Raw genomic sequence first — 21,005 nt, forward strand, 5'->3', positions numbered from 1 at the left:
TCGCCTTCCATTTTCGCTCCCCTCGGTCTGCCGCCTGCCCCGCGCCCGGGCCTCCAGACATTGCACTGACGGGAGCGCTACAATCCAATTGGCTTGTCCGATTGTCCGCGCTCATGCTCCTATTAGGTCATGGCAGGACTCCGGGACGCGGATGCCGGGGCGAGACAGGTCGGATTTGAGGACGGCCGAAGAGGCGTCAGCAGGTCGGTGGGTCATCGTCCCGGCATTCAGCATCAGGGTAGCGCTGCGACGCGGAAATCGCGCGCCGTCGCCGCGCCCCGCAGTGCCCGCTTCCCCCAAGGACAATTATCAGTGCAGGTAGGCGGGTTGCGTATTTTCGGAAAACCGAGGGATGGTCGACCCATATGGTTCAAACGTAGTAGATAGGTCGTTTTCGTGGCGCGGCCCCAAAACAGTCTTTTGGGACGGGTGGTATCCTTGGTAGCCCTGTGCTGCAAACGCACCTTAAACGCAAGGAGTCCCATGGATCTTATCGCCCAGCTCGCCCGCGAGCTCAACCTTAAGGCCGCCAACGTCGAGGCAGCCGTCAAGCTCATCGACGAGGGCAACACCATCCCCTTTATCTCGCGCTACCGCAAGGAGGCCACAGGCGGAATGGACGACGTCGCCCTGCGCGCACTCGACGAGCGCCTGTCCTACCTGCGCAATCTTGAACAGCGCAAAGAGGACGTCCTTCTGCTCATCGACGCCCAGGGCAAACTTACGCCCGAGCTCGAACAGCAAATTCGCGAGGCCGCGCAGCTCCAGCGTGTCGAGGACCTCTACAAGCCCTACCGCAAAAAGCGCATGACCCGCGCACAGAAGGCCCGCGAGGCAGGCCTGGAGCCGCTTGCCAACGTGATCATCATGCAGGCCTCGGCCAAGGGCAGCGCGCTCGACACCGCCGCGGCCTACGTCAACGAGGAAGCCGGCTTCGACACGCCCGAGAAGGCGCTCGCCGGCGCGGCGGACATCGTGGCCGAGACGGTGGCCGAAGACCCCGAGAACGTCGCCGACCTGCGCGCCTTTACGCAAAACACCGCCGACATCATCGTCGAGGCCACCGACCCCGCCGAGAAGACCCCCTACGAGCCGTACTACAGCTATGATGAGCCGCTGCGCCGTATTCCCAACCACCGCGTGCTGGCTATCGACCGCGGTGAGCGCGAGGGCAAACTCCGCGTGCGCGTGAACGTCGACGGCGCTGCCGCCACGGCGCGCCTCGGCAGCCGTTGGCCCCGACGCCAGGGCGTCTTCGCGCCCGTCTTTGACGCCGCCATCGCTGACGGCTACAAGCGCCTCATGGCCCCCTCGCTGGAGCGCGAGGCCCGCGCCAAGCTCACCGTTCGCGCCCAGACCGAGGCCATTAATGTCTTTGCCAAGAATCTCGAGGGCCTGCTCTCGGCACGCCCCGTGCGCGGCGCCCGCGTGCTCGCGCTCGATCCGGGCTACCGCACCGGCTGCAAGGTCGCCGTCATGGACGAGACCGGCAAGCTGCTCGACCACGGCGTGGTCTACCCCACCAAGCCGCGCCACGACGTCGCCGGCACCAAGCGCGAGCTCGCCCGCCTCGTCAAAAAGGACGGCGTCAACACCATCGTCATCGGCAACGGCACCGCCAGCCGCGAGACCGAGGAAGTCGTCTCGGAGTTCATTGCCGAGCAGGCGCCCAGCCTTCGCTACACCATCGTTAACGAAGCCGGCGCGTCGGTGTACTCCGCTTCCGAGCTCGCCAGCCAGGAATACCCCGACCTGGACGTCACCGTGCGTGGCGCCATGAGCCTGGGCCGCCGCCTGCAGGACCCGCTGGCAGAGCTCGTCAAGATTCCGCCCCAGTCCATCGGTGTGGGCCAGTACCAGCATGACCTTGACCAGGCCGAGCTCTCGCGCACTCTGGGCCACGTGGTGGAGGACGTCGTTAACCGCGTGGGTGTCGACGTAAACACCGCGAGCGCAAGTCTGCTGGGATACGTATCGGGCATCACGCCGAGCGTGGCCAAAAACATCGTGGCCTACCGCGAGGAAAACGGCGCCTTTACCGATCGCCGCCAGCTCAAGAAGGTCCCCAAGCTGGGGCCCAAGGCATATCTCAACGCCGCGGGTTTCCTGCGCATTAGCGGCGGCAAGAACCCACTCGACGCGACAAGCGTCCACCCCGAGAGCTACGAGGTGGCCACGGCCGTCCTGGAGCGTGCCGGCGTTGCGGCAAGCGAGCTCAGCCGCGGCGGCGTGCCCGACATCGAGCGCCGCCTGGGCAGCATCTCGGCGCTAGCAAGCGACCTGAACTGCGGTACCCTGACGCTCATCGACATTGTCAACGAGCTCAAGAAGCCCGGCCGCGACCCGCGCGACGACGCGCCCGAGGTGGTCTTTAGCCGCTCGGCGCTTTCTATCGACGACCTGGAACCCGGCATGGAGCTCAAGGGCACGGTGCGCAACGTCGTCGACTTTGGCGCCTTCGTCGACGTGGGAGTGCACCAGGACGGCCTTGTGCACATCTCCAAGCTGGCCAACCGCTTTGTCAAGCACCCGAGCGACGTGGTGCGCATCGGTGACACGGTCAAGGTGTGGGTCGAAAAGGTCGATCGCGACCGCAAGAAGATCTCGCTCACCATGGTACAGGGCAAGTAAACCGCCAAAGCAAAGGTACCCCCTGTAGCGATGTGCAAAATCGCGAGTATTCTGCAAATTCCACCGTTCCGGATGCCCCTCAGAGACGAAAAAGCATGGAACAGCCCCCGTTTTAGCGTCATCAGAGCCAAAACGGGGGCCGTTCCATGCTTCGGTTAACTGATAAAGACCTTTACCTTGCTGAATACTCTCAATTTTGCACGGCGCAGGCGGGGGTACCTTTGCCCACGGCAGGATATGGAAGCCAAGCGCCAACTTGCTGGCAAGCTCGTGTCGGCAGCCCCGGCCTTTCCTTTGCCTAGCGCGACCCTCGCGGAGCGCGTGAGCGATAGGGAAAGGAAAGCCGGGGCGAGCAGCCCGCGGCGTAGTCAGTGTTCGCGCTACGGCAGGATATGGAAGCCCAAAGCGGCGATATCCTTGGCAAAGCCGCGCACGGTGTCGAGCGAGACCTCGTACGGGTCGCGACCGATGTTCTTGCGCTTGGCCAGGATGCTGTTGGGCACCGTAATGATCTGGCAACCGCAGGCTTCTGCCTGGTAAATGTTGATGAGCTCGCGCGTGGACGCCCACAGGACCTCACAGTTGGGCTTTGCGGCGGCCTTCTTAACCGACTCCGTCATAAACGGAATGGGGTCGACGCCGGTATCGGCGATGCGGCCGGCAAAGAGCGAGATGATGGACGGCGTCTCGGTGTCAACGGCCTCGACCATCTCGTCGACCTGCTTAGGCGTAAAGATGGTAGTGACGTTGACCTTGATGCCGTCGGCCGAAAGCTTGCGCACCAGCTCGGCGGTGGACTCGCCCTTGGTGGTCACGCACGGAATCTTGACGTAGACGTTCTCGGCCCAGGTAGCGATCTCGCGCGCCTCGACCTCCATGGTCTCGACGTCGTCGGCAAAGACCTCAAACGAGACGGATACATCGGTGATGTGGGCCAGGACCTCTTTGGCAAACGCGCGGTAATCCGTCACGCCGCCCTTCTTCATAAGGGACGGGTTGGTCGTGAAACCCTGAACGTTGCCGTTCTCGTACATGTCGAGCATGCCCTCGAGGTTTGCACCGTCAGCGAACACCTTGATTGCCATCTGCCTGATTCCTTTCGCTTGCACATGGGCGTTAAACTGCTAAACACTTTACCTACGTTTATCAAGGCGTGAGCTGCGGTTTTTTATCTTCTCGGCGAACGGTATAAACACCTCAGTGTTTGGATTGATAAATCGATTGAGCATGCAAAAGCAAAGAGTCGCAGTTTGAGCAAACGTCAGAACGCGGGATTCATTAGATGAGGCCGAAATGCTGCATCGCTGTGACGGTACCGTCGTGTGCGACATCGTCGGTCACGTAGTCGGCGACCGCCTTGACCTCGGGCATGGCATTACCCATGGCCACGGCCGTCTCGACGGCGGCGAGCATGCCCAGGTCGTTGCCCGAATCGCCAAAGCCAAAGGTGCGCGCATTTCCCTCGCGGCCCAGATACGTCAGCGCTCGCGCCACGCCCACGCCCTTGTCGATGCCCTTGGGGCTCAGCTCGCGATTCTGGCCACCGGTGTTGCACAGCTCAAACTCGCGATCGATAAAGCCGTCATCATTGGCTACGCGAGCCAAACTGGGCACATTGAGGCATACCTTGCCCACGCGCAGACTGCCGTCGACGCGCATCTCCTCGGCGCTGTGCACCACAGAAGTGCCGATCAGAGACGACTGCTCAACACCCGCAGGTTCCAAGGCAAAAGTAGCCACGTTGGTCTCGAAAAAGGCCTCAATCCCTGCCGCGGCCATACGGCGTGCAAGCTCCTCGATAACGTGCTCGTCAAAGCAGTCCTCATGCACCACGCGGCCCTCGACCTCGAGCGTCGCTCCCGCCATGGCAACGACGCCCGCGGGGTCGAGCGCGCGCAGGCCATCGGCGATCAGCCACAAGGGACGACCCGTGCAGATAAATGCCTGGTGACCCGCATTGCGCAGGCGATGAAACGCCTCGACGACCGCCTGCGAGGGGCGAACCGCCGAAAAGTCCTTGTCGGTCATGTTGTCGGGATCGAACGACGTCAGCGTGCCGTCCACGTCAAAAAAGAGCACAGCGGGTTCGGGACACGCATCAATCATATGGGTTCCTTTCGAGGATAAGGGCAAACGAAGCATCCATCATATAATGGAGCGACGCAATCAGAGAGGTCACCCATGGAATTTCATGCAAGCTGCCCCGAGGGCTTTGAATCCGCACTCGCCGACGAGCTCAAGCGGCTCGGGCTTTCGCATGTCCGCCGCCTGAAGGGCCGCGCTACGTTTGAGGGCGAGCTCGAAGAAGGCTACCGCGCCTGCCTGTGGTCGCGCCTGGCGAGCCGCGTGTTCGTGGTGCTCGGGCGCTTTGAGGCGCAGGATGCCGATGAGTTGTACGACGGCGTTTACGACATCGCCTGGGAGAGCATTGTTCGCCCCGGCGCCACCATCGCCATCACCGCCCGCGGCGTGACCGAGCAGCTGCGCAACACGCGCTTCTCGGCCCTGCGCGCCAAGGACGCGCTGTGCGACCGTCTGGCCGAGACCACGGGCCGTCGCGCCGATGTCGACGCCGCCGATCCCGACGTTCACCTGCTGCTTTCGCTGCGTCAGCGCCGCGCGAGCATCAGCCTGGACCTTTCGGGCGACCCGCTGTTCAAGCGCCTGCCGCCCGCCGCGACCCGCGCCGGCGAGGGCACGCACGTGCTGCGCCCCGACTACGCCGCCCTGGTGCTTGCGCAAGTCGGCTGGACCGCACTGTGCGAGCGCGAGCTAACGGCCGACGATTACGAGAATGAAGCTCTGCCCACGCTGGTCGACGCCTCGTGCGCCGGCGGCGGCCTGCTGCTGGAAGCCGTGAATATCCTAACCGACCGCGCCCCGGGTGCCGTCCGCGAGCGCTGGGGCTTTGAGGGCTGGCAGCTGCATGACGCCGCCCTGTGGGAGCAGCTGCGTGCCGAAGCGCGCGAGCGCGAGACGACGGCACGCGAGCGCCAGGCGCGCATCGTTGCCGTGGATGTTGACCCCGCCGCCCGCAAGACCGCTGAGCGCATGGTTAAATGTGCCGGCTACAAGCGCTTTGTCGATTTTTGCGCCGCCAAGTCCGCCACCGTACTGGACCATGCGGGCGCCGTTGCCGGTGCCGCCGTGGTCGCGGATACGACCGAGACACCGCTTTCGCTCATGCATGACACCATGACGCTGGTCGGCGAGCTGCGCCGCGCGCCCGAGCTTGCCGCGGCGCCGGTCGCCGCGCTCACCCGCGACGGATTGTTGGCCCGCGCGCTCCACGCCGAGCCCAAGCGCTCGATCGCCGTCATGCCCAACAACGAGGAGGCGACCGTCGAAGTCTGGCCTTCGCTCGACCACGCCGCCGCAGCGTTTGAGGCTGCGACCAGCGCGGATGCCGAGGCTGAGGTTGCGGACGCCAACGAAGTCAACGACAAAGCCGCCGCTTCCGCCATGCCCGAGCCTGCCGCCATGCTCGACCTGGGTGACGGCAAGCCGCTGCCCGTGCTCATCCCCGAGTCGGAGCAGTTCGCCAACCGCCTGCGTAAGAACGCCCGTCTGCGCCGCAAGTGGGCCAAGCGCGAGGGCGTGAGCTGCTACCGCGTCTACGATGCCGACCTGCCCGATTACTCCGCCGCCATCGATCTGTACGAGGGTTGCCCGCAGACGCCGGGCCGCTGGCTCGTCATCGCCGAATACGCTGCGCCCAAGACCATCGACCCCGCACTAGCCCAGGCCCGCATGCTCGACATCTTGGCCATCGCGCCACGCATCCTAGATGTTCCGGCCGAGCATGTGCACGCCAAGGCCCGCATGCGTTCACGCGGCGGTTCGCAGTACGGCAAGCAGGGCGCCGGCAAGGGCGGCTCGGGCGAGCGAGCCAACATCGCGCGCCGTCGCCTGCCGCTCATCGAAGAGGGCGGCCTTACCTTTGCCGTCAACTTTGACGACTACCTGGACGTCGGCATCTTCCTGGATCACCGCGTCACCCGCAACCTAGTGCGCGAGCACGCCAAGCAGGCGCGCCGCTTCCTCAACCTGTTTGCCTACACCGGCACCGCCACCTGCTATGCTGCCGACGGCGGCGTCGAGGAAACCGTGACAGTCGACCTTTCCAACACCTACCTGGACTGGGCCGAGCGCAATATGCGCCAAAACGGCTTTGTTGGTCCGCAGCATCATTTTGTGCGCGACGACGTGCTCGCCTGGATTCGCGACCAGCGCCAGACGCGCAACCGCTGGGACCTGATCTTTGTCGACCCGCCCACGTTTTCGAACTCGTCCAAGATGGGCCGTCGCACCTGGGATGTCCAGCGCGATCACGTTGAGCTGTTGGCCGGCGTGTCGCGCCTACTCACGCAGGGCGGCCATGCCATCTTTAGCTGTAACCTGCGTGGCTTCCGTCCCGAGACGCGCAAGCTCGCGCGTGCGGGCGTGGTGCTGCAGGACATTACGGCGCAGACCATCCCCGAGGACTTCGCGCGCAACCAGAAGGTGCACCACTGCTATATCGTGCGCCGCCTGCCCATCGAGGACGCCATGGCCGAGGTCGGCTTTAGTGCCGAGGAGATTGCCGAGCGCGTCGAGGAGCTGCGCAGCCCCGAGACCCGCAAGCCCCGCGCGGCAGCGCCCCGTTCGATGCCCACCGGCGACGACAGGCCGCACGCCACCGGCAAACCCTCCCCCGCCGGCAAACCAAAAAAGAAGAAGTTCTACGCCAGCAAACCAAAGGGCAAATAACAAAGTTGCGGTGGAATACGGACTGTTTTGCCTGGAATTAGGCAGATTTAGACCGTATTTCACCGCAACTCATATTGGGATGGTGGTTGGCGATCTAGCCTTGGGTGACCAGTCGGTAACCGATGCCCACGTGCGTTTGGATATAGCGCGGATGCGCGGGGTCAGACTCGATCTTCTTGCGCAGCGTGCCCATAAAGACGCGCAGGCTCGCAAGGTCGCTCTTGGTCGCCGTGCCCCAAATCTCGTGCAGAATAAACTGATGCGTGAGCACCTTGTCGGCGTTGTGCGCCAGCAAGCAGAGCAACTTGTACTCGATCGGCGTCAGATGCAGCTCCTCGCCGTCCATCGTGGCGATGCCGGCATCAAAGTCGATATGCAGCTCGCCGGTATCGAACGTGCCCTCGGACGAACCCGCACCTATTTGCGCATACGAAAGACGCCTGAGCGTGGTGCGGATACGCGCGAGCAGCTCCTCGACCGAAAACGGCTTGGTCAGATAGTCATCGGCACCGGCATCGAGCGCGCGGATCTTGTCTGCATCCTCGCTGCGCGCCGAGACCACGATAATCGGCATGCCCGACCACGTGCGCACCGACTCGACCACCTTGACGCCGTCCATATCGGGCAAGCCCAGATCGAGCAGCACAATGCTCGGCGCCTGCGACGAGGCGGCGGCGATGGCGGCATGGGCGGTCTCCACGGCCATATGACGCAAGCCGTGCGCCTCGAGCGCGGCAACAATAAGGTTGCGGACGGCGGGATCGTCCTCAACGACCAAGATGAGCGGTTTTACGGCAGAGTTCGGCACAGCGCTACTCCTTATCAAACGAAACGTCGGCGACGGGAAGCTCAATCGTAAAGACCGAGCCGTGCGGGTCCGCCGCGGCAACCTCTATGCTACCGCCATGCGCCAGCGCAATGGAGCGGCAGAGCGAAAGACCCAGGCCCACGCTGCGATGGCTGTCGGCAAGACCGTGGTTGGCGGTGTAGAACGACTCAAAGATTCGCTCGCGGTCCTCGGGCGCAATGCCCGGACCATCATCGGCCACCGAGCACGCCACGCGTCCATCGTCGACGCTAATCGAAATCATGATATGCGAGCCCGCGGGCGTATAGGTGATGGCGTTGTTCACCAGATTGACCACCAGCTGCACCATCAGGCGCGCATCGACGTTGACGAGCGCCGGCTCATCGCACGCCACCACCTTAAGGTCGTGCTCGCGCACGGCAGGGTTCACGTGGCGCAGCGCCTCCTCCACGATATCGTCCATGAGCTCGAGCGTGGTCGACAGGCGCATACCGCCGCCCTCGAGCTTGGTGATGGCGAGCAGGTTCTCGACGGTGGCGTTGAGCCATTGCGCATCCGAGCGAATGGACAAGAGCAGGCCGCGGCGCGTTTGGGCGTCGAGCACGGCGGTGCCGGTCGAGCCCTGGTCGAGCAGCACATCGGCATTACCCGAAATACTGGTGAGCGGCGTGCGCAGGTCGTGCGAGATGGAGCGCAGCAGGTTGGCGCGCAGCTGCTCATTTTTGGCGAGCACCGCCGCCTCCTCACGGGCCTCCATGGCACGAGCGCGATCGAGTGCCAGCTCGCCTTCGCTCACGATGGCATCGGCAAGTGTCCGTTCCTCGTGTGTTAGCACATCGGGCTCGGCAACGATAGCCAGCACGCCCACCACCGAGGCGGGGTCGCCCGAGCGCACGAAGCCGTCGCCTGTGCGAACCGTCAGGTAGATGCCATAAAACGCCGAACCGCCAAACGTGGCGTCGAGCGGCGTTCCCACGTAGGCGGACGCCGAGAGCCTCGGCGGCATCTGCGGCGGCAGCTCGTGCACCGGGGCGGCATCGCCCACGGCCGTGTACGTCGCACGCGGCAGCAGGTCATCGCCCTCGGCGTCGGCGCTGTACCACACAACCGGACAGCCCGAAAGACGCGCCAGCTGCGTGGCCATGGCGTGAACGATCTGATGCTGATCGGCGCACCGCTGCAGCATGCGGTTGGTCTCGAGCACCATATGCGTGCGGCGGTCGCTGGCGGCAGCCTGTGCCAAGGCGCGGCGCAGGGCCAACGCAATCGAGCTCGACACAAGCGAAACCACGAACATGATGAAGAACATGCCGGGATAGCCGCGGTCGATAAGCGACAGCGAGTAGCGCGGGTCGACAAACAAAAAGTTGTAGAGCGCCACGGCGGCAGCCGAGCTCAGCAAGCAATACAGGCGACTCCAGGTAAAGAATGCGCACAGCTGAACGGCGAACACATAGACGATCATGATGCTCGGCGCGAGACCCGGATGGTCGAGCAGCGCGCCCACAATCGTCGCCGCGACCAGCAGCCCCACCGATACGCAGGCGTCATACAGAGGAGTGCGGCGCGTCAGCGTTGTGCGCCGCCACCAAAAGCTATCGGCAATATCGCCGTCCGTACGGACGTCCATCAGCGTCCCGCCCCTCTCTCAAAAACAAAAACCACCACAAAGGGGACAGGCACCCTTGTGGTGGTTTCCCCTTGTGGTGGTTCCAAGTGTAAAGCCTTTGCAACCTGCGGTCGTTAGACAAACAGCACGTGCGCGAGCAGTGCGCACACGCACGCCGCGACAAGCACCGTCACCACGATCGAAATCACGCGGTCGGCCATATCCATGTTGGCCCGATTCGTAAAGAACCGATCTTCGGCAGCATCGGCGCGTATCTCATGCACCAGCTCGGTCGCAAGATCGCAACCGTCAAGCACCTTTGCATCCATGGTTTCCTCCCAGGACTCAATCCCCGTCAATACAAACCCGCCCGTTCGCAGACAAACCTCGAGCGTCGACTACGGCCGCTCGTTGGGAGCCAGGCGCTGCATCTTATTCACGGCCTTGAACTTGGTGAACAGCGGCACGTACTCAAAGCTCACGTTGGAGTTCTCCAGGCCGTACCAACGCGCGGGCGTGCCGGCGGCGCGGCGGATGATGTACTTGAGCGTGATGGCCGTACGCTCGCTGGGCTCCACATCGCTTTCGGGCGCCAGAAGCTTACGGATCAGGACGAACTTGAACGTGCCGATGTTACCCGGATCCTTGTAGACCGAGTAGTCATGCGTCTGCGGCGGCAGCTCGCCGGTGGCAGCCAGGTCCTGAACGACCTGACGCAGGTAGGCATTGACGCGCTGGTTGATCTTGTAGCCCAGGTACAGATGCACGCGGAACACGTAGTCGGTGCCGAACGTCTCGACCGAATAGGCAAAGGTATGCGGTTCGTCCATGGTCTCGACGTTCACAAACCACCAGGCGCGAGCGCGCTTGGGATGCTTGTCCAGAATCGAGTAGACGATGTCGCGGTCGATGTAGTCGGTATGGGTGTCCTTGGTCAGGTACACGATGTTGTCGCTCAGGCGCTCGTAGCGATCGTCATCGCGCAGGCGCTTGAGCTGCGGCAGGTAGCTGCGCAGCGGCAGCAGCGTAAACTGGCGCTGCTCAACAGCCGTACCGTTGTACCAGCACACCATGATGCCCATGATGAGCGCGGCCATGAGGATGGTGAAGTAGCCGCCGTGGAAGAACTTGGTGAGCGAGCTCACGAAGAAGAAGCCTTCGAGCAAAAGGAAGAAGGCCGCGAAGATCCACGGAGCAACCTTGAGCTTGCGCTCCTCGTGCAGGTAGAAGAAGAGCAGCAGCGTGGTGCACATCATAGTCAGCGTAATGGCAAGGCCGTAGGCGGCTTCCATATGCGCCGAGTTCTGGAACAGCAGCACCACGATGACGCAGCCGACAAGCATGACGTTGTTGACCATGGGGATGTAGAGCTGGCCCTTGGTCTCGGCAGGGTAGAAGACCTGCATGTGCGGCATGAGGTCCAGACGGCTGGCCTCGGACACCAGCGAGAATGCGCCGGTGATGAGCGCCTGCGAGGCAATGATGGCCGCGACGGTGGAAAGGCCTACGGCAAACGGACGCAGGCCCGGGGCGAGCATCTGGTAGAACGGGTTGAGGTCGGCAATGCCCATGAGCTCGGGGTTGGCAGCGTTGTTCATAAGCCAAGCGCCCTGGCCCATATAGGAAAGCAGCAGGCAGCACTTAACGAACGGCCAGGTAGCGTAGATGTTGCCGCGGCCGACGTGGCCCATGTCGGAGTAGAGCGCCTCGGCACCGGTGGTGGCGAGGAAGCAGCTGCCCAGAATCATGATGCCCGCGTGGTTGTTGGGGCTCAGCAAAAAGGCGATGCCGCGCACCGGGTTGAGGCACAGCAGCACGGCGGGGTGCTGGAAGACAAAGAACAGACCCGTGCCGCCCAGGAACAGGAACCACAGCGTCATGATGGGGCCAAAGGCGTGACCGATCTTGGCCGTACCGATACGTTGTACCAAGAAGAGCGCGATGATGATGGCAAGCGTGATGGCCACGACACGGCCCTGATCGTCACCCAACACAGCATGGACCGCCGGGATGGTGCGCAGGCCCTCGATGGCCGTGGTAACGGTAACGGCGGGCGTCAGGATGCCGTCAGCGAGCAATGCGGCGCCGCCCAGCATGGCGGGGATGATGAGCCACTTGCCGCAGCGCTTGACCAGGCTGTACAGGGCAAAGATACCGCCCTCGCCGTGGTTGTCGGCGCGCAGCGAGATCAGCACGTACTTGACGGTCGTCAGCAGCGTGACCGTCCACACGACAAGGGAGAGCGCACCAAGCACGAACTCCTCCGTGACGCTTCCGATGCCGCCGTTGCCGGCAACGAGCGCCTTGGTTACATACATAGGGCTGGTGCCGATATCGCCGTACACCACGCCCAGCGTGACGAGCATCGCCGAGATGCTCACAGGAATCGCAGCGTGCGAGGCTGCCTCCTTGGCCTTTTGTTCCATAAGCCGGTTTCCTCCCAACTTTAATGTTCGAAGGGATTATAGGTAATCGGCCCATGTTTTAATGCACTGTTTTCCCAGCTAGATAAAGATTTATACAGTCTTTAGGCTACCGCGGCGATATGAAATGTGACAAAAGGACTGTCCCCTTGTCACATTCGTCATTTTCCGAGCCAGTTTTTGAACCACCATTCCATGGATCGGCTCATCTCGGCCATAAAGGGACTGGTGTGTTTGCGGGTGTAGATATCCACCACGCGCTCGCCCACCTCGCGGGCGTGCGGACGGAACATCGCATCCATCTCGGCCACCTGAGCATCCATAGTCGCGGCATCGGCGCGGCAGTAGCGCTCCTCGTGCACCAGGTTCACCACGGGGTGCGCGATCGCCGGACGCTCCTTACGGGGCGTGCCGATGATGAGCATCGACAGCGGCATGGTATAGGGCGGCAGATCGAGCAGCTCGGCAACTTCCTCGGCATTCTCGACGATATCACCGATATAGCAGCTCCCCAGCCCCAGGGCCTCGGCGGCAACCACGGCGTTTTGCGCGGCGATCACGGCGTCCTGCGCCGCAATGGCAAAGTCGCCCAGACCCGGTGCACGACGGGGAGACTTGCCCGTACGCTCTACAAACTCGGGCTCAAAGCAACCCACATGCTCAAACAGATCGATCCACTTGGCATAATCGACCACAAATATTAGTGCCCAGGGCGCCTTGGCGATCATGGGCTGGTGGTCGCACAGGTCGGCCAGGCGGTCGAGCGTAGCCTGCTCGCGGATGCTCACGATGGAATACATCATCATGGCACCCGCCGACGGCGCACGGCTCGCCGCGTGCAGAATCGCCGCCCGCTGCTCGTCGGTCACCGCCACGTGACGGTCGTCGTCATCACGCGCGAAGGCACGCGTAGACGAGCGATGCTCCAAGATGTCCAGCACCGCATTGCCCGTGGTCTCGACCGGGTAGCCGTTCGTATCCACGCCCGCAGCTCCGCCGCAGTACTCGGCACCCGTCATACAAACCTGCTCGCCCATAGCTCTATCCTCGCCATTTCTTTAAGAAGCCTTTACGTTTCCGTGTAATTCCCGTCCATTATCGCGCAGGTCGCCACTACATTGCGCTACATCGCCACACGCGCGCGTTAATATGGCTGGTTGTTGTGCGCAGCCACCAATTGCTGCGCATATCTTGGTAACAATCGGGTAAATCCCCGCTTTCGTAGGTTTTGCATTTGTGAGGAGTTTCAGCATGTTCGCTGCCGCCATCTCGCTCGTCGGTCTTGCGGCGACCGTCTACCTTGTCTTGCGCGAGGCCAAGGCCATTCGCGCTCAGTCGGGCACCGTTGCCAAAAGCGCTCTTGGGTGGAGCGTCGCCTTCGGCCTGTTCCAGCTCTTTTTGACCATTTGGGGCGCCATTGGCCTCGTCGCCCAAAACGAGCCGCTCGCCTTTGTGATGCTCATTCTGACCAATGCCATTCTCACCGGTTGCGCCTGGGCCAGCATCGCCCGCGCCCGCATCGCTCCGCGCGTCTTTGCATTCGCCGAGCCCGACGCCCCCGCCCCCACCGGCAAGCTTGCCCGCCTGCGCGGCGCCTTCGTGGGCAAACCGCTCGTCGCGGCCGTCCTGTGCTTGCTGCTCGCCGGCGTCTTTGCGCTGCTGGGCATGGAGGTATCGTCCAACCACGACTTTACCTGGGTCTACCCTCTGTGCATCCTGCTCGAGTGGGCCATCATCACCACACTCATGGTCGGCCTGTTCTTCCTGTTCCAGCGCCACGGCGCAGCTCCCGCGGTCCTGGCCTTTGCCCTCTTTGTCCTGGGCATTGCCGAGTTCTTCGTCATAACGTTTAAATCCATGCCCATCCAGCCGGGCGACCTTTCGGCCATTTCCACCGCCGCCGCGGTCGCCGGCACCGGCTACACCTTCTCGATCTCACTGTTCTGCGTGCTGTCCATGGGCTTTACCGCCATCGCCATGCTGCTATGCGAGTACGCCGGCCTGGTGGCACCGCACCGTCAGAAGGGCGCCGCCAACGCCAAGCGCATGCTGCTCACCAACCTGCTCGTCGCCGTGCTGTGCCTGGGCGGCGTGACCGCGCACGTCACGCTTATCGACTACTACAACACCCTCGGCATCACCGTCTACACCTGGCGCCCGCTCGAGAGCTACTGGCGCGAGGGCTACCTGCCCGCTTTCATTAGCGCAGCGCAGTCCATCAAGCCGCCCAAACCCGCCGACTACTCCGTCGACGATGCCAAGGCCACGCTCAAAAAGTACGCCAAGGCCTACGACAAGTCCGACGCCGCCAAGAGCGACGAGCGCGCCGCCGCAAAGGAGCAGTTCGACAGCGAGAAGCCCACGGTCATCGCCATCATGAATGAGACCTTCTCGGACCTGTCCATCTACCAGAACATGCGCGCCGGCTACGAGGGTCCGCAGTACTTTAAGAACCTGTCCAACTGTCTCAGTCGCGGCAAGCTCTATGTGAGCGCCTACGGCGGCGGTACCGCCAATACCGAGTTTGAGTTTATGACCGGCAACTCCATGGCCAACCTGGGCTCGGGCGTGTACCCCTACACCATCTACAACATGGAAACGACCGGGAATCTGGCAGAGCAGTTCAAATCGCTCGGCTATTCCACCACGGCCATGCATCCCAACCACGCGACCAACTGGAACCGCGAGAACGTCTACAAGGACTTTGGCTTTGACCAGTTCCTGTCCATCAACGATTTCCAGGGAGCCGATACCCTGCGCGGCATGGTGACCGACCAAGCTACCTACGACAAGATTCTTGAGCTGCTGGACCAGAACGCCGATCCGCAGTTTATCTTCGACGTGACCATGCAGAACCACTCGGGCTACGACACGGGCCTGCTGCCGGTCGACAAGCAGATGCATCTGAATATCGACACGACCGACCTGGACGCCAAGACCGTCGAGGACGGCACGCTGTCCGATGTCGACGAGTATGTCTCGTGCATCGAGCAGTCCGACCAGGCACTGCACTACTTCCTCAATGCTCTGAGCAAGCTCGACCGCAAGGTTGTCGTGGTGTTCTGGGGCGATCACCAGCCGTTCTTCCCGTCCAAGTTCAACGATAGGTGGTTTACCGGCGAGGACGACGCCACCCACCAGGAGCGCTTGTGGCAGACCGATTACATCATCTGGGCCAACTACGACGTTGCCGGCTGCGACCAGACGAGTGAGGTCGACGACCTGTCCACCAACTACCTGTCCACGCAACTCATGCAGCTGATCGGTGCCCCGCTGACCGACTACCAGAAGGCGCACATGACGCTGCGCGAGTCGCTGCCCGCCATCAACTCGGTGGGCTACGAGGACGCCAGCCTGCGCTGGGCACTCTCCTCCAACGTCACCGGTGACGACGCCGCCGCAGCAGCCGCCACCAAGGCGCGCAAGGATTACGCCAAGATGCAATACTACGAGATGTTCCGCGACGGCAAGAACGTCTATACGGAGCACTTCCAGACCGAGGCCAACGAGACCGACCCCAACCTGGCACCGGGCACGACCAAGATCAAGTAGCGGCGCGTCTTAACTGGTTCGTCTGCCCGGCGGCGCGGAATGTGAGGTTCCCTGCTCGGACAGTCCTGCTCGCACGGAGAGCACATTAAGTGCTCTCCGGCTCGTGCGGAACTCGCGATGAACCTTACATTCCGCGCCGGCCGGGCAGACGCCTCGGTGTTGAAACGCGGCTTGTCATGGGGACATCTGCTGAACATATATAAGTTGAAGGCCACGTCATGTGGCCTTTTTGCATCCGGAAACCGTGTCCCAGAATTCTTGTCTGGAATGGGATGCAGTTTCCGCTTGGGACCCGATTGGGAAAGTGTGTCCCACTATTCAGCTGGATTCCGGGATGTATTTTCCGGTTGAGGCTCGTTGGGAAAGTGCGTCCCACTTTGGGGGCTGATTCTGGGACGTGGTTTCCGGTTGGCTCTCATTGGGAAAGTTCATCCCATTTCTCGGCCTAATTATGGGACGCAGTTTCCCGTTGAGGACCCTTTGGGAAAGTGCGTCCCGGTCTGGGCGCTCAAACTGGGATGGATTTTCCGGATGAGGGCTTGACGGAAAATGTGTCCCATTCCGGGCGCTAATTGTGGGATGCAGTTTCCGCTTGCGGAGTCTCCACTCAACAGAAAACCCGGGTGGCCTGTTTTTTGGCTACCCGGGTTTTTGGGTTGTCGATATGTTCGACTGGCTACTAGTGGGTCTTGCGGCGCTTGATCAGCATGATGAGGGCTATCACTACGAGCGTTGCTCCCGCTGCTGCTGCGGTGGCGACTAGGGCGAATGTTTGGTCGCCGGTGTTTGCGAGGTTCTTCGCTGTGGTCGTAGTCTTGACCTTGGTGTCGGTCTTAGCTCCGTTGTCGGACTTGGGCTTGTCCGGGTTCGTCGGGGTCTCAGGAGTCTCGGGGTCCTTTGAGCCTTCGGAATCGGTTGGGCCGGCGGTGTTTACCAGCGTATGGTCCAGGAACTTCTTGGCGCCCGCACTTGCCTGTGAGAACAGGCGGCGCGTGCGGATCGGGGTGGCGTTCACCGTTGTGGGCGCCGTCTCCTCGGCCTCGATATTCACGAGCGTCGTGCCGGTGTCGAGGCCCACGTCGTTGTATCCCACGTGGCAGTAATACTGCGCACCGTCATCGTCTGCGGTCAGGTCAATCTCGAGCTTTGAGGCCGTTCCAGCCGCGAGGTTGCCATCGGCACCCACGAGCTTAAACTCTGTCTCGCCGCGGCCCTTGCGGTACCACATATAGGTCGGTGCCAGCCCTGTTTCGCTATCGTCGGCACCGAGTTGCTTCACATGGCCAATCGCCGAGAGCGTCAGGTGGCTTCCCGCCGCGCGCTCAACCGAAGAGTCGTATCCAAGATCCGACCCCTCCGCAGCATCCGCCGCAGGTCCGCTCACGGTCATCGTCATGCCATCGGGCATGGTCTTGACCGTGATGATTGCCGAGCGAATACCTGTTTCGGTCGTGGATCCGTTCTTAACGGCGGCGATGGCGAATCGATACTCCGTATTGGGCTGCAGCCCATCCCACTTGAGCGAGGTCTGCGTGTTGTCGGCAATCTTCCAGCTATTGACGACCGCATCCGCCGCATTGCTCTGCAGCATGCCCACGCCGTAGCTAAAGCCACTCTTGTTTGCGAGTACATCGTCCCAGCTAAACGTAACGCTGGTCGAATCGACGGCGTTTGCCGTAAAGCCCGTCACGGCCGGCGCGTCGGGCATCTCGACGTCCTTAACGTCATAGCCCACGATCCAGAACTGGTCGGTGTCCTTGGTGCCGAGCTTGTCGCCCGAGTCTGCCTCGAACTTGTCGACATCCACCGCGTTGACGCCCAGACGCCACACAAAACCGTACTTGCCCTGCGCGGCCTCGGGCAGGTTGTCGACGGTGCCGCCGTATTCGGTCGATTCACTCGAGGAGTTACCCGTAGTAAAGCCGGCGTTGGCACCAAAGCACAGGCCGCCAAACAACTCGTGCTTTGCGAGCTTCGCGCCCATGACAACGCTGCCGTTCAGCGTCAAGCCGAGCTCGAGCTCCTGCTCCTTGCCCTCCTCGACTTCGATGGTCTGCTCAATGCTCGCCCCCGACTGCGCGGCGGCGCCGTTAAACCCATCGTGCGTGTAGGCGCGCGTTACGCCAGGCTTGCCCAGGCCAAAGGAATCCCCAACGGGAGTCTCGCCGTTGAGCGTCGTTTGATAGGTTCCGGGTTCTCCCGACCGGTTGGTCAAAAAGTAGCTGAGCGGCGTCATATTGTGCTGTTTGGCAATGCGGTCATAGGCCTCGACATTAACGACCGAGGTCTGCGCGCCGAGCGACACGGGCGCCGCCATCACGCCCTTGCCACCAGTTTCCTCATTTTCGATCTCATACTCGTAATAGACCATCGGAATCGTGTAGAGCACGGCCTTGTCACCCTCGCCGGCATGCGACTCATAGCTTACGCTTGCGCTGACCGTGCGCTCGCTCCGGTAGTCATAGCATCCCTCGGCGGCAAAATCGACTGAAGCATTCATCGCGACCAGGGGCGGACCGGTCTGCACCTCGACGGCAACGCCCAACTCGGCGCCAATGGTATAGCCCTGGGATGTCCCCGTGCCCTTTTCCTCTCCGTATGACGTGCCGCCCAACACCAGATAGCCGTATGCCTGCTCCAGATCCTCAACATAGGGCGCATCCTGCAGCACGGCAAGCACGCGCGGGTTGGTATAGACCTTGTAGCGGTCCTTGTACGTGATCTTGACGCTGTCGTTGTCGACATCGGGCAGCGCGAGCGAGATAAATGTGCCGTAGGTAGTGCCGCGACGGTTGCTCTCGCTAATCACCTGCTCCTCGCCGCGGCGCACCTTTCCGTTCTCGTCGAGCGAAAAATGCGAGGCGGTCATCCAATAGTAGTCATCGTTCTTGCGCAGGTCCTCGTCGCGGTGCTTGCCCACCACGGCGATAAAGCTCTCGTTATAGCGGTCCGAACCCGAGACGCTGCCCGCCTTGACGTCGCTGATCCACACCTGTTCTATACCCTTGTGGTCATGCTTGTTGCTGCTGTTGTATTGCTGACCGCTCATGCTCATGGTTCCGACCATGGACCCCAAGCCCTGAGCCCCGCTCTGTGCCGTGTTGCAGGCAAAGTCGCGGAACACATCGCCGCCCACGAGCACCTCGTCAACCGCCAGCTGCTCGGACAGGCCGTCAAGGTTGGCAGTGGCAAGGGCAATAGGCGCCAAGGTGCACGGATAGCGCTTATCCTGAGCGCTATCCTTCCATGCGCTGTTGGGCACATGCATCAGCCCATAGGAGGCGAGGAGCCCGTCTCTGTATTCCTTACAATCGGAAAGCTTGAACTCGCCAGACTCCGAGTCAAAATACGCGTAGCGGTACAGCGCGCCGTACAGCCCCTTGCTGCCGTCAGAAGCGCCGTAATCAAAAGCGCTGCGTTGCCAGTCATAGCCCGCAAGAATAAGGCCCGTGACGGTTTCACCCGTCTTCTTTCCTTCTTCATCGTAGGCGGCAAACGTGCCGAACGTCGCATTCGCAGCGACCATGGTCTTGCCGTTCGCGGAGAGGGAGATTGCGCCCGCGTCGCCCAGAGCATCGACATGGACGAGCGCACCCTTGGATGCATCCCACGAAAACAGCTCGCAATGCGTCGACTTATCAATATTCTTCTTGCCGCAGGGTGCCGAGACCACGATGGCGAGGTCATCGCAAAAATCGCGATCGAGGTCGCCGGCCGCTAGCGAAACGACAGGAGCTGACTGAAGCTGCGTCCAGGAGTCGTTCCCGCCCTTGTTGTGCGTGGTGTAGTCCGCGGCGTTACCGGCATCGATCTTGACGACGCTTTGCTTCCAGTTGCCGCCCTCCAAGTCATACATGTCGACTACAGCCTTGCGCACGCCGTTCTCGTCGACATAGCAGCCCGCGTAGACAAAAAGCTCGTCGACGCCGTCGCCATCGACATCGCCCGCCTCGACATCAAAGACGGCGTCGCACTCTTGCAGGTAACCGGCATCCAGGTACTTAAAACGGCCTTCGTACATCATATTAGTGTTGACCGTCACCGGCAGGTGTGTGTCGAGAGTGCGCGTACGCCCGTTGCTAAACGAGTAGAGGACCAGCTCAACCTTTCCGGCGTATGACTTGCCGTCAATCGTCGTGGAGGAACTGTCGCCGTAGGCACGGAGCTCGGCAACGCGGCTCTTTTTGCCCGTGCTGGCGTCGCTGCAGAACTCAACACTCGTGGCGTGAATGCCCGAGAAACCGTTGTTGTCGTTGGCGAGTACTGTTGAAGACTCATTGTTGCTTAGGTACGACCAGGTGCCGCCACCGTAGTCGCTATGCTTGTAGAGATCGCTGTTCGTATCGAAGTTGTTGACGTTTTGCCAGAACTTTGCGGCGCCCCACACACTTCCATAGCCATCGGTGAGTTTGCTGCTGCCGCCAATGTCACCGCGCTCGACGTTCTCGAGCTTGTCGCGCAGAGTGTAGCGATTGCCATGGCTACCGTTAGCTGCCATATAGACCTCGCTGCGCGTGGCAAACGTCGTGGGGGTATCAGTGGAATAGGGGCCAACGGTATCGGCCGGAATGTCCTCGCTCGTGCCCAGACCCAGGGCTTGATAATCCTGCTCGGTCATATCGGTGATTGCGGGCGCGTCTGCCGCCTGGGCAACCTGGGGCGTGGCCGTGAAGCAGGCGACGCTCGTGGCGATCAACGCAGCAAGCGCCGCCGTCCCAACAAGCGGGATTTTCGACAGCCTACGGATACGGGGGTGTGGAACGTACATGAGGGACCTCGCTTTATTCGAGTGGAGTGGACTCATTTTTGCAAATGATACATCCGATGCCCGATATCACGTGTCTCATTTTTGAGAATCCGAGATGCCGCGGAAATCTTATCCCAGCTCAAAGGCCATTTCTGGGATGTATTTTCCGTCGAGTGCCTCATCGGGAAACTGCATCCCATTTCAAGCGTCGATTCTGGGACGCACTTTCCGCAAAGCACCTCAACGGGGAACTACGTCCCATTCCAAAGGCAAATTCCGGGACGCATTTTTCGAAAGCCTGCCCATCCGGAAAGCCCGTCCCACTTTGGACGCATCCGGGCACGGAACCATCGACCTATCAGGCCTCCCATCAATAAAGAGGCGTCCTCCCGGACGGCGGGGCACGAAGTTCATCGCGAGTTCCGCACGCAAAGAAGGCCACTTAATGTGGCCTTCGTCTTGCGCAGGACTGTAGAGCAGGGAACT

General features: G+C 61.8%; 11 protein-coding genes. 3 read left to right on the top strand and 8 right to left on the bottom strand.

What is annotated here, in order from left to right; genetic code table 11:
• The first annotated feature begins 483 nt into the window (after positions 1-483).
• Entirely contained in the window at positions 484-2,631 is a 2,148-nt protein-coding gene (locus KSY82_RS07115; RefSeq protein ID WP_217750686.1) for a Tex family protein, read from the top strand.
• Positions 2,632-3,011: 380 nt separating this feature from the next.
• Here KSY82_RS07115 and KSY82_RS07120 read toward each other — a convergent pair whose 3' ends face one another.
• Positions 3,012-3,716, bottom strand: coding sequence for a transaldolase (locus KSY82_RS07120; RefSeq protein WP_254881759.1), 705 nt, complete (start codon positions 3,714-3,716; stop codon positions 3,012-3,014).
• Between the two features lie 193 nt (positions 3,717-3,909).
• Positions 3,910-4,737 (bottom strand): HAD-IIB family hydrolase, encoded by an 828-nt coding sequence (locus tag KSY82_RS07125; RefSeq protein ID WP_217750688.1) that lies wholly within the window; start codon positions 4,735-4,737, stop codon positions 3,910-3,912.
• Between the two features lie 75 nt (positions 4,738-4,812).
• Here KSY82_RS07125 and rlmKL point away from each other — a divergent pair, with 75 nt between their 5' ends.
• Positions 4,813-7,380: a bifunctional 23S rRNA (guanine(2069)-N(7))-methyltransferase RlmK/23S rRNA (guanine(2445)-N(2))-methyltransferase RlmL gene (rlmKL, locus tag KSY82_RS07130; RefSeq protein ID WP_217750689.1), complete on the top strand. Its 2,568-nt coding sequence runs from the start codon at positions 4,813-4,815 to the stop codon at positions 7,378-7,380.
• Between the two features lie 94 nt (positions 7,381-7,474).
• Here the strand turns inward: rlmKL and KSY82_RS07135 are convergent, their stop codons facing one another.
• The 5 genes from KSY82_RS07135 to KSY82_RS07155 all read right to left on the bottom strand — a co-directional run bounded on the left by KSY82_RS07135 (position 7,475) and on the right by KSY82_RS07155 (position 13,257).
• Positions 7,475-8,188, bottom strand: a complete 714-nt coding sequence (locus KSY82_RS07135) for a response regulator (protein WP_195534825.1) — start codon at positions 8,186-8,188, stop codon at positions 7,475-7,477.
• A gap of 4 nt (positions 8,189-8,192) precedes the next feature.
• A complete protein-coding gene (locus tag KSY82_RS07140) occupies positions 8,193-9,818 on the bottom strand; it encodes an ATP-binding protein (protein ID WP_217750691.1) in 1,626 nt (541 codons plus the stop codon).
• 113 nt (positions 9,819-9,931) lie between these two features.
• Positions 9,932-10,126 (bottom strand): hypothetical protein, encoded by a 195-nt coding sequence (locus KSY82_RS07145; protein ID WP_217750693.1) that lies wholly within the window; start codon positions 10,124-10,126, stop codon positions 9,932-9,934.
• Positions 10,127-10,195: 69 nt separating this feature from the next.
• Positions 10,196-12,223 (bottom strand): KUP/HAK/KT family potassium transporter, encoded by a 2,028-nt coding sequence (locus KSY82_RS07150; RefSeq protein ID WP_217750694.1) that lies wholly within the window; start codon positions 12,221-12,223, stop codon positions 10,196-10,198.
• Between the two features lie 158 nt (positions 12,224-12,381).
• Positions 12,382-13,257 carry a nitroreductase family protein gene (locus KSY82_RS07155; RefSeq protein WP_217750695.1) on the bottom strand — a complete coding sequence of 292 codons (876 nt, stop codon included), beginning with the start codon at positions 13,255-13,257 and terminating at the stop codon, positions 12,382-12,384.
• A gap of 214 nt (positions 13,258-13,471) precedes the next feature.
• Between KSY82_RS07155 and KSY82_RS07160 the strand changes: the two genes are divergently transcribed.
• A complete protein-coding gene (locus KSY82_RS07160; protein WP_217750696.1) occupies positions 13,472-15,772 on the top strand; it encodes an LTA synthase family protein in 2,301 nt (766 codons plus the stop codon).
• A 679-nt stretch (positions 15,773-16,451) separates the two neighbouring features.
• Here the strand turns inward: KSY82_RS07160 and KSY82_RS07165 are convergent.
• Complete coding sequence (locus KSY82_RS07165; protein WP_217750697.1) at positions 16,452-20,540, bottom strand: fibronectin type III domain-containing protein; 4,089 nt, start codon at positions 20,538-20,540, stop codon at positions 16,452-16,454.
• Positions 20,541-21,005: the final 465 nt, after the last annotated feature.

This window comes from Collinsella aerofaciens (genome assembly GCF_019131995.1).
Taxonomy (GTDB): domain Bacteria; phylum Actinomycetota; class Coriobacteriia; order Coriobacteriales; family Coriobacteriaceae; genus Collinsella; species Collinsella aerofaciens_S.